Raw genomic sequence first — 9,998 nt, 5'->3', positions numbered from 1 at the left:
GGCGGACTCCACTCGTACAAAATCGATAAGAATTTCAGGCGCTAATAATAGAAACTGTCTTTTTTGACACAGGCGGTCAGAAAGCGCCTGCGACCGCTATCCGCGGTAGTCATCCCCGGCGATCGCAAGGAGGATCGTCAGCGGAAGGGCGGATCATAGCGCAAAGCGCCTCAGAGATCTTCCCTTTCTACACAGTTTTGATCCATTTTATCCACAGGGTGTCCAGGCATGCATCAGTTTACGCCGTCTGCGGAAAAAGCGAGCGGGGATCAGGCTGAAAGCGAGAAATTTTCCACCGCGCTCGCATTTTTGCCGTCACGATCGGCGCGGCGATCGCAAGAAGATCCTGGACGATCCTTGCGCTTTCCTTTATAGCCCGTATAATTCCCCACCCGGCATTGGCGCGTGAAGCTTTGATGCCCGGAATTAGCGGGCTGTATCAGAGTTTTCAGGTCTCGCGCCCAGCGAAGTAAATTGACTCCGGACTGTACAATTATTACAATCCCGCCTCTTTATTAAAGACACATTGAGGCGTCGGTCGTTTTACTGGCCCGAAAACGCGTCACCCAGTGAAATTTTTCAAGTTTAGGTAGAAATCGCCATGAAACGCACTTTTCAACCGTCCGTACTGAAGCGCAACCGTTCTCACGGCTTCCGTGCTCGTATGGCTACTAAAAATGGTCGTCAGGTTCTGGCACGTCGTCGTGCTAAAGGCCGTGCTCGTCTGACCGTTTCTAAGTAATAAAAGCTAACCCTCGTGGTTAAGCTCGCATTTCCCAGGGAGTTACGTTTGTTAACTCCCGCTCATTTCACTTTCGTCTTCCAGCAACCTCTTCGGGCTGGCACGCCGCAAATCACAATCCTCGGCCGCCTTAATTCGCTGGGGCATCCCCGCATCGGTCTTACCGTCGCCAAGAAGCACGTGAAACGCGCCCATGAACGCAACCGGATCAAGCGATTGACCCGCGAAAGCTTTCGTTTGCGTCAACACGAGCTGCCGCCGATGGATTTTGTCATCGTGGCGAAAAAAGGGATTGCTGACCTCGATAACCGTGCACTGACGGAAGCGTTGGAGAAATTATGGCGTCGTCACTGTCGCCTGGCGCGCGGCTCCTGATCGCCCTGATACGCGTTTATCAACGCGCCATCAGCCCACTGCTGGGACCTCATTGCCGGTTCCATCCCACCTGCTCGCAGTATGGGGTGGAAGCTGTACGCCGCTTCGGCATGTTAAAAGGCAGTTGGTTGACGATTAAACGCGTATTAAAATGCCACCCTTTGAACCCGGGTGGCGACGATCCGGTGCCGCCAAAAACCTTTGATACCAGAGAACATTAACGATGGATTCGCAACGCAATCTCTTTCTCATCGCTTTTCTGTTCGTGTCTTTTATGATCTGGCAAGCCTGGCAGACGGACCACGCTCCGCAGCCACAGCAGACCCAGACCACGCAGAACACAAGCAGCGCAGCGGGTGATGCCGCCTCTTCCGGCGTGCCGGCTAGCGGCCAGGGCAAAACGATCACCGTTAAGACTGATGTCCTGTCACTCAACATTAATACCCGCGGCGGTGATATCGAGCAGGCACAGCTGCTGACTTACCCGGACAAACTGGGTTCAGACGCACCGTTCCAGCTGCTGGAAACCACTCCGGCCTTCGTTTATCAGGCGCAGAGCGGCTTAACCGGCCGTAACGGTCCGGATAACCCGAACAACGGCGCACGTCCGCTGTATACCGCTTCCCAGGATCACTTCGAGATGGCCGATGGCCAGACCGAGCTGCGCGTGCCGCTGAGCTGGACCGGTGAGAACGGCGTGGTTTACACCAAAACCTTCGTGTTCAAACGTGGCGAATTCGCGGTTAACGTCGACTACAACATCAATAACGCCTCGCAGCAGCCGCTGGAAGTGGCGATGTTTGGTCAGCTGAAGCAGACGATCGATCTGCCGAAGCATCGCGATACCGGCAGCAATAACTTTGCGCTGCACACTTTCCGTGGTGCCGCTTACTCGACCAGCGATGCGAAGTATGAAAAATACAAATTCGATACCATCGCTGATAACGAGAACCTGAACACCACCACCAGCAACGGCTGGGTGGCGATGCTGCAGCAGTACTTTGCGACCGCATGGGTGCCGCGCACTCAGGGTAACAATACGCTGTACACCAGCAATCTCGGCAACGGTGTGGCGGCAATCGGCTATAAGTCGGCGCCTGTGACCATCGCCGCCGGCGCGCAGCAGGATCTCGGTGCCACTCTGTGGGTGGGTCCGGAAATCCAGGACAAAATGGCCGCTATCGCGCCACACCTCGATCTGACCGTGGATTACGGCTGGCTGTGGTTCATCTCTCAGCCGCTGTTTAAGCTGCTGAAGTTCCTGCACAGCTTTATCGGTAACTGGGGCTTCTCCATTATCGTTATCACCTTCATCGTGCGTGGCATCATGTACCCGCTGACCAAAGCGCAGTACACCTCGATGGCCAAGATGCGTATGCTGCAGCCGAAGATTCAGGCCATGCGTGAGCGTCTGGGTGATGATAAGCAGAAGCAGAGCCAGGAGATGATGGCGCTGTATAAGGCGGAGAAAGTGAACCCGCTGGGCGGCTGTCTGCCACTGGTTATCCAGATGCCAATCTTCCTGGCACTGTACTACATGCTGTCCGGTTCAGTTGAACTGCGTCATGCTCCGTTTGTACTGTGGATCCATGACCTGTCCGCGCAGGACCCGTACTACATTCTGCCGGTCATCATGGGTATCACCATGTTCTTCATTCAGAAGATGTCACCGACCACCGTGACCGATCCGATGCAGCAGAAGATCATGACTTACATGCCGGTTATCTTTACCGTGTTCTTCCTGTGGTTCCCGTCGGGTCTGGTGCTGTACTACATCGTCAGCAACCTGGTAACCATTCTCCAGCAGCAGCTGATTTATCGCGGGCTGGAAAAGCGTGGTTTACACAGCCGCGACAAGAAGAAAGCGTAACGCCCGGCAACGCTGAGCAGGACGCAACATCTCCAGGGGCGGCATTTATGCCGCCCTGTTTTTTTTGGAAGAAGGTACTTATGAGCCACAGTGACACTATTGTTGCCCAGGCGACGCCTCCCGGCCGTGGTGGCGTCGGTATTCTGCGTATTTCCGGTGGCAAAGCCGCTGAGGTGGCGCAGGCCGTGCTGGGCAAGCTGCCGAAGCCGCGCTACGCCGACTATCTGCCCTTTAACGATGCTGATGGCAGCGTGCTGGATCAGGGCATCGCGCTGTGGTTCCCGGGTCCGAACTCCTTTACCGGCGAAGATGTGCTGGAGCTGCAGGGCCACGGCGGTCCGGTGATTCTCGATCTGCTGCTGAAGCGCATTGTGGCGCTGCCGGGTGTGCGCATTGCGCAGCCGGGCGAGTTCTCGGAACGCGCCTTTCTGAATGACAAGCTCGACCTGGCGCAGGCTGAAGCGATTGCCGATCTGATTGATGCCAGCTCCGAGCAGGCCGCCCGCTCCGCCGTCAACTCGCTGCAGGGTGCCTTTTCACTGCGCGTTAATGCGTTAGTGGAAGCACTTACTCACCTGCGCATCTATGTGGAAGCGGCGATTGATTTTCCGGATGAGGAGATCGACTTCCTTTCCGACGGCAAAATCGAAGCGCAGCTGAATGCGGTGATTGGCGATCTCAACGGCGTGCGCGCCGAAGCGCGTCAGGGCAGCCTGCTGCGTGAAGGGATGAAGGTGGTGATTGCCGGTCGTCCCAACGCCGGGAAATCGAGCCTGCTCAACGCACTGGCCGGACGCGAAGCGGCGATTGTGACGGATATCGCCGGCACCACGCGTGACGTGCTGCGCGAGCACATCCACATCGACGGCATGCCGCTGCACATCATCGATACCGCCGGTTTGCGTGAAGCCAGCGACGAAGTGGAACGTATCGGCATTGAACGCGCCTGGCAGGAGATTGAGCAGGCGGATCGCGTCCTGTTCATGGTGGATGGCACCACGACTGACGCCACTGAAGCCGCCGCCATCTGGCCTGATTTCGTGGCGCGCTTACCGGCTGCGTTGCCGATTACCGTGGTACGTAATAAAGCGGACATGACCGGTGAAACGCTGGGCCTGACAGAAGTAAATGGCCACTCACTTATTCGCCTGTCGGCGCGCACCGGTGCTGGCGTCGATACGCTGCGCGAGCACCTGAAACAGAGCATGGGCTTCGCCGGCAATATGGAAGGCGGCTTCCTCGCGCGTCGCCGCCATCTGCAGGCGCTGGAGTTAGCAGCCACTCACTTACAGCAGGGCAAAGATCAGCTGCTGGGAGCCTGGGCGGGCGAACTGCTGGCCGAAGAGCTGCGGCTGGCGCAGCAGGCGCTGAGCGAAATCACCGGCGAGTTTACCTCCGACGACCTGCTGGGCCGGATTTTCTCCAGCTTTTGTATTGGTAAGTAAAACAAACCTTTATATTAATGGCTGGCGGCTTCTTTATCGTTCGTCAGCCACTCCACGCTGTGCTTCCCGGTATTATTAACCCGCGTTAACCCCAGTTCACTACCGCCAGTTGCGCGTGAAGCCGGGATTACCTGTGATAGCGGGTAAACCTTGATTCACACGCAATAGCGTGTAATGGTATCACGATTGCCAGACTGGAGCGCCGCTATGAAAATCACCAGCGCCAAACAATTAAGTTCTTATCTCAAAGATAGAAGACTCACAGAGGCACTCTCGCAAGCGAAAGTTGCCAGCAAAATTGGTATTCGCCAGGATACCGTCTCGAGCTTTGAGCTACAGCCTGAAACCACCCGACTGGACACGCTGTTTCGTATTCTCGCTGCTCTGGATCTGGAAATGGAGATAAAACCCCGTGGTTTGCCATCGGCCAAACAGGACCCGGACGGCTGGAAGGAGGAGTGGTGATGACAGAACTGGATGTCTACATGAACGGCTATCGGACAGGCGTTTTCAGCAGGGCAGCAACCGGTGCACACACCTTCAGATATTATGAGAGCTGGCTGAATCAGCCGGGTAGCCGACCGATATCCCTCTCCATGCCTTTGCGCCACCAGCCTTACAAGGGCGCGGAGGTCTATAACTTTTTTGATAACCTGCTGCCTGATAACCCTGAAATTCGCGCACGTATTCTGTCTCGCTATCAGGCCAGCTCCACCCAGCCCTTTGACTTACTGGCAAAAGTCGGCAGCGACACCATTGGTGCGCTGCAATTGTTACCGCCTGACAGTAAACCGCACACTGTCCGAACGATCGATTATCGCCGGTTAAGCGATAGCGAACTGGAAAAAATCCTTTCAGGCTATCAGTCAGGCGCACCGCTTGGCATGCTGGAAGAGCTGACTGATTTTCGTATTTCACTGGCTGGCGCGCAGGAGAAAACGGCGCTGTTACGCATTGATCAACAATGGTGCCTGCCGCAGGGCAATACGCCCACCACCCACATTTTAAAATTGCCGATTGGCAATATTCAGAGCCATTCGCATCGCATCGATCTTTCAGATAGCGTGGAGAATGAGTGGCTTTGTACGCTGATTGCCAGAGAATTTGGCCTGAAAGTTCCCCCTTGCTTTATCGTAAACACCGGGAAAATTAAAGCACTGGCCGTGGAGCGGTTTGATCGGCGTTATGCATCGGATGGACAGTGGATCATGCGGTTACCCCAGGAAGATTTTTGTCAGGTGCTGAATGTACCCGCGGCAGGAAAATATGAAAGCCACGGCGGCCCGGGCATTTCTGCGATTATGGATTATCTCCTGAATTCAGTTAATGCAGAACAGGATCGATATGATTTCATGAAAGCTCAGGTCCTGTTTTGGCTGCTGGCGGCCACCGATGGCCATGCCAAAAACTTTTCTATTTTTATCGAAGCGGAAGGACGTTTTCGCCTGACGCCGTTTTACGACATCCTTTCCATTTATCCCGTGATTGGCGGTGCGGGATTACACATTCGTGATGCAAAGCTGGCAATGGGACTGAACGGGAGCAAAGGCCGGAAAGCCGCCATTGAACACATTTTCCCGCGCCATTTTATAGAAACCGCAAAAACGACAAAATTTGCCCTGACGGCGATGGCACATATCCTCGATGAGTTCAGAGCCAGGACGCCAGAAGTGATCCAACGCGTGCAGGAGCAAATCCCTGCAGCCTTCCCGTTACGCGTGAGCCAGACCATCCTCAATGGCTTTAAGGCGCGGGCCGCGCGTCTGCAGCAGTAAACGTTCAACGGTTGTCATGCGTGTTTGTTATTTGGCGCGCCCTCGCCTTTGTCGTATAACGGTTGAGGGTCGCCGCGTAAACGCAGCGGCCACATCCATTATTCATGCTAAAAATCAGGCGCAGGTTGTTGCCTGAACAGGAGAGAAACATGAGTACACCGCTCGACAGCGTGGCGCTGAACGCGCTGTTTACTGAAGCCCGCACCCATAGCTACTGGCAGGATAAACCGGTTTCGCAGGAGGTGCTGAAGCAGCTCTATGCGCTGACGGCGCTGGGGCCGACCTCAGCCAACTGCTCGCCGGGCCGCTTTGTGTTCGTGACGTCTCAGGAAGGTAAAGAGAAGCTGAAACCGGCGCTCTCCTCAGGCAATGTGGATAAGACCATGGCGGCACCGGTGACGGTGATTGTGGCGTGGGATCCGACCTTTTATGAAGCACTGCCAAAACTGTTCCCGCATGGCGATGCTCGCAGCTGGTTTACCAGCAGCCCGGATTTGGCCAAAGAGACCGCGTTTCGCAACAGCAGCCTGCAGGCGGGCTATCTGATTCTGGCGGCCCGCTCGCTGGGACTGGATGCCGGCCCGATGTCCGGTTTTGATCCAGCTAAAGTTAACGCCGCGTTCTTTAGCGAAAATAACTGGCAGGTCAATTTACTGATCAACCTCGGCTATGGCGAAGCCAGCAAGCTGCATCCGCGCCTGCCGCGTCTGAGCTTTGACGAAGCCAGCAAATTTGCCTGATGCGTTAAGCCGCGCAGCCGCACGACGCGCTGCGCCATGACTTAGCCCAGCGAGTGAAAACCGCTGTTGAAGTAGACCATCGGCGCTGTCGCTTCGCCCGGCAGCGCAATACCCACGATACGCGCCAGCAGCACGCTGTGGGTGTTCCACTCCACCGTTTTTTCCAGCTGACAATCGAAGCTCACCAGCGCATCAGCCAGCACGGGCGCGCCCGTATTAAGGGTTTGCCATTCACCGCTCTGGAAACGCTCAGCGCGGCGCGTCGGCGAGCTGAACTGCGCGCACAGGTCATCGTGCTGCTCGCGCAGAACGTTCACGGCAAAGTAGCCCGCCTGCAGAATGGCATCGTGGCTTGATGCGCTGCGGTTAACGCAGACCAGCAGGCTGGGCGGTTCCGCTGCCAGCGAGCTGACCGAGGTGGCGATCAGCCCGAACTTTTCTCCGCTGGATGAGGTGGTCACCAGCGAGACACCGGCAGTGAGACGGCGCATGCCGTGACGAAATTCATCCAGCGAGATCGATTCCTGGCGAGCAAGAGAGGTAACAGACATAACAACTCCGACGTGCATGGTTTGCGATGCGCACGATTGGCAGATAGGTGAATAATTTAAGCACTTCATTGTGCAGCTCTTTCCTGTCCAAATCCTACACCACATCCGCCGCTTCGGCACCCCATCCGACACCAATGTGCAAAAGCCTCATATTCAATTGCAGCTCATGGCAATGAGATTCGCCTCGTCCTTATCTGAATTTACTGGCTATCCAGCGTAAGCCGGATGCAAACCCATGAGAAAATTCTTACAATAGCCCTGATGATTATCCGACCATTTTCACGGAGCGACAGATGGCTAGTCATTTTGTTCGTTGGGTGGTTAACCCGCCCCTCACCCCAGAGACCATGCGGGTTCCACAGGATGTGATGACCAGCGCCGGGCACCTGCCTGATAAGCGCCGCGGCCGCTTTCTTGCCGCACGCGCGCTGCTGGCCCAGCTGATGCTGCGCGTCTATGGTATTCGTGACCTGCCACCGTTGATCGCCAGCAGCAGCGGTCGTCCCTGCTTTGCCGATCCTAATTTGCCTGACTTCAGTATCTCCTATGCCGGTAATATGGTCGGCGTGCTGCTGGCAGAAGAAGGCGGGCGCGCTGGCCTGGATATGGAAATCGTTCGGGCGCATAGCCGTCAGGCGCAGGATGCCCTCACGCAGGGGCTGTCATCGGGTGAAAAGGCGTGGATTAACGCACAGCAGGATTTTATGGAAGCGGTGACGCAGATCTGGACGCTACGCCAGAGCATCCTCAAACTGACCGGCGAAGCAGATAGCGGTATTGATGCACTGCGGCTGCATCCGGCGGCCGGCCGGCTGCGATCCAGCGTCTATCCCGATATTCAGGCGGTGTGTGATGCCGAGCCGACGCTGGTGTGGTCCTGCGCGCTGTCGCCCGGCACTGAGCGTTTACGGCTGTGGGAGATTGATGCGCAGCAGCAGTGGCAGTCGCTGCGCGATGTGGAGATGAGCAAACCCAACATCGGGCCGCGCACCCTGCGCCTCACCAGCCTGCCCCGCGAGCGTGTCGCCAGTCAGCCGGAAGTCAGGCATCCCGGATAACCAGGCCGCACCCGCGGCCTGTTGCGTTTAGTGCGCGTCGATAAAAGCGATTTTCAGCACAAATAGCAGCGCCACCACCACCACGCACGGGCTGATTTCACGCCAGCGTCCGGTACCGAGTTTCATCACGCAGTAAGAGATAAAACCGAGCGCAATACCTTCGGTGATCGAGAAGCTGAACGGCATCATCGCCGCCGTGACAAACGCCGGCACCGCTTCGGTGAGATCGTCCCAGCGCACGCGCGCCAGCGAAGCCGTCATCAGTACGCCGACATAAATCAGCGCGCCAGCCGCCGCATAGGCGGGCACCATGGCAGCCAGCGGCGACAGGAACATCACCAGCAGGAACAGGATGCCGGTCACTACCGCCATCAGGCCGGTACGGCCACCAATCGCCACGCCGGATGAGCTTTCGATGTACGCCGTCACCGAAGAGGTGCCGATCAGCGAACCGGTGACGGAGCTGATGCTATCCACGTACAGCGCCTGTTTCATGCGCGGAAAAGTACCTTTCTCATCGGTCAGGCCCGCTTTATCGGTTACGCCAATCAGCGTACCGGATGAGTCAAACAGATTGACCAGCATGAAGGCGAAGATCACGCCCGCCATGCTCACGTTGAACGCGCCTTTGATATCGACCTGGCCGACCACCGAGGTGATGGCCGGCGGCGCGGCGAACAGCCCGGTAAACTTCACGTCGCCCAGCAGCAGACCGATCGCGGTGGTCACTACGATAGAAACCAGCACCGCCGCGTGGATGTTGCGCGACGCCAGAATCGCAATGATAAAGAAGCCGAGCGCGCCGAGCAGCACGTTGTGCGAGGCCAGGTTGCCGACGGTCACGATGGTGTCCGCGTTGGGCACAATAATACCGGCGTTTTTCAGCCCCATCATGGCGATGAACAGACCAATACCGGCGGTGATGCCCACGCGCAGGCTGAGCGGAATATTGGCGATCATCCAGTAGCGTACGCGCAGCAGCGTCAGGATCAGCAGCCCCAGCGCGCCCCAGAAGATCGCGCCCATGCCAACCTGCCACGAGTAGCCCATCGCACCTACCACCACAAAGGCAAAGAAGGCGTTGAGGCCCATGGCCGGTGCCAGCGCCACCGGCAGATTGGCCACCAGCCCCATCAGGATGCTGCCGAACGCAGCAATCAGGCAGGTGGTGACAAACACCGCCTGGGTGTCCATGCCTGCGGCACCAAGAATCTGCGGGTTAACGAAGACGATGTACACCATCGTCAGGAAAGTAGTGAAACCGGCAATCACTTCGGTGCGTGCGGTGGTTCCGTGTTCCTGCAGCCTGAAAATACGCTGCAAAAGGCCCTGCTCGTTCATTTCGCTGTTCCGATGAAAAATTTATCGCCGCGTATCCTATAGACTTTAGCGCCGCAAAACACTGATTTTTCGCAACCGGTTGCCTGGGGTCGCTTTCTGCG

The 9,998-nt window shown here is 56.7% G+C and carries 11 protein-coding genes; 9 read left to right on the top strand and 2 right to left on the bottom strand.

Going from position 1 to position 9,998, the window contains the following annotated elements; genetic code table 11:
- Positions 1–601: 601 nt before the first annotated feature.
- From rpmH to C1N84_RS19050, 8 genes are all read left to right on the top strand, one after another.
- Positions 602–742 (top strand): 50S ribosomal protein L34, encoded by a 141-nt coding sequence (rpmH, locus tag C1N84_RS19085; RefSeq protein WP_000831330.1) that lies wholly within the window; start codon positions 602–604, stop codon positions 740–742.
- Positions 743–757: 15 nt separating this feature from the next.
- Positions 758–1,117 (top strand): ribonuclease P protein component, encoded by a 360-nt coding sequence (gene rnpA / locus C1N84_RS19080; RefSeq protein WP_040679622.1) that lies wholly within the window; start codon positions 758–760, stop codon positions 1,115–1,117.
- Positions 1,081–1,338, top strand: a complete 258-nt coding sequence (gene yidD, locus C1N84_RS19075) for a membrane protein insertion efficiency factor YidD (RefSeq protein ID WP_071813586.1) — start codon at positions 1,081–1,083, stop codon at positions 1,336–1,338. Before rnpA ends, yidD begins: the two co-directional genes overlap by 37 nt.
- Positions 1,339–1,340: 2 nt before the next feature.
- Positions 1,341–2,987, top strand: a complete 1,647-nt coding sequence (gene yidC, locus C1N84_RS19070) for a membrane protein insertase YidC (protein WP_021506916.1) — start codon at positions 1,341–1,343, stop codon at positions 2,985–2,987.
- A gap of 80 nt (positions 2,988–3,067) precedes the next feature.
- A complete protein-coding gene (gene mnmE, locus C1N84_RS19065) occupies positions 3,068–4,432 on the top strand; it encodes a tRNA uridine-5-carboxymethylaminomethyl(34) synthesis GTPase MnmE (RefSeq protein ID WP_021506917.1) in 1,365 nt (454 codons plus the stop codon).
- Positions 4,433–4,639: 207 nt separating this feature from the next.
- Positions 4,640–4,897, top strand: a complete 258-nt coding sequence (locus C1N84_RS19060; protein WP_104189496.1) for a helix-turn-helix domain-containing protein — start codon at positions 4,640–4,642, stop codon at positions 4,895–4,897.
- The gene (locus tag C1N84_RS19055; RefSeq protein ID WP_264441834.1) at positions 4,897–6,207 is read left to right on the top strand and encodes a type II toxin-antitoxin system HipA family toxin; all 1,311 of its coding nucleotides are present in this window, start codon (positions 4,897–4,899) and stop codon (positions 6,205–6,207) included. Before C1N84_RS19060 ends, C1N84_RS19055 begins: the two co-directional genes overlap by 1 nt.
- A 149-nt stretch (positions 6,208–6,356) precedes the next feature.
- Positions 6,357–6,947 (top strand): malonic semialdehyde reductase, encoded by a 591-nt coding sequence (locus tag C1N84_RS19050; protein ID WP_132466914.1) that lies wholly within the window; start codon positions 6,357–6,359, stop codon positions 6,945–6,947.
- Between the two features lie 41 nt (positions 6,948–6,988).
- On the opposite strand, the gene C1N84_RS19045 is transcribed toward C1N84_RS19050, so the two are convergent.
- Positions 6,989–7,498: a flavin reductase family protein gene (locus tag C1N84_RS19045; protein WP_031279601.1), complete on the bottom strand. Its 510-nt coding sequence runs from the start codon at positions 7,496–7,498 to the stop codon at positions 6,989–6,991.
- Positions 7,499–7,791: 293 nt separating this feature from the next.
- Here C1N84_RS19045 and C1N84_RS19040 point away from each other — a divergent pair, with 293 nt between their 5' ends.
- Complete coding sequence (locus C1N84_RS19040) at positions 7,792–8,556, top strand: 4'-phosphopantetheinyl transferase family protein (protein ID WP_264441833.1); 765 nt, start codon at positions 7,792–7,794, stop codon at positions 8,554–8,556.
- A gap of 27 nt (positions 8,557–8,583) precedes the next feature.
- Here C1N84_RS19040 and C1N84_RS19035 read toward each other — a convergent pair whose 3' ends face one another.
- Positions 8,584–9,897: an NCS2 family permease gene (locus C1N84_RS19035; protein WP_021506921.1), complete on the bottom strand. Its 1,314-nt coding sequence runs from the start codon at positions 9,895–9,897 to the stop codon at positions 8,584–8,586.
- Positions 9,898–9,998: the final 101 nt, after the last annotated feature.

The sequence above is a fragment of the Pantoea sp. SGAir0418 genome (genome assembly GCF_043529865.1).
The sequence above is the reverse complement of the archived record's forward strand: the minus strand, read 5'-3'. Positions and strand labels throughout refer to the sequence as shown.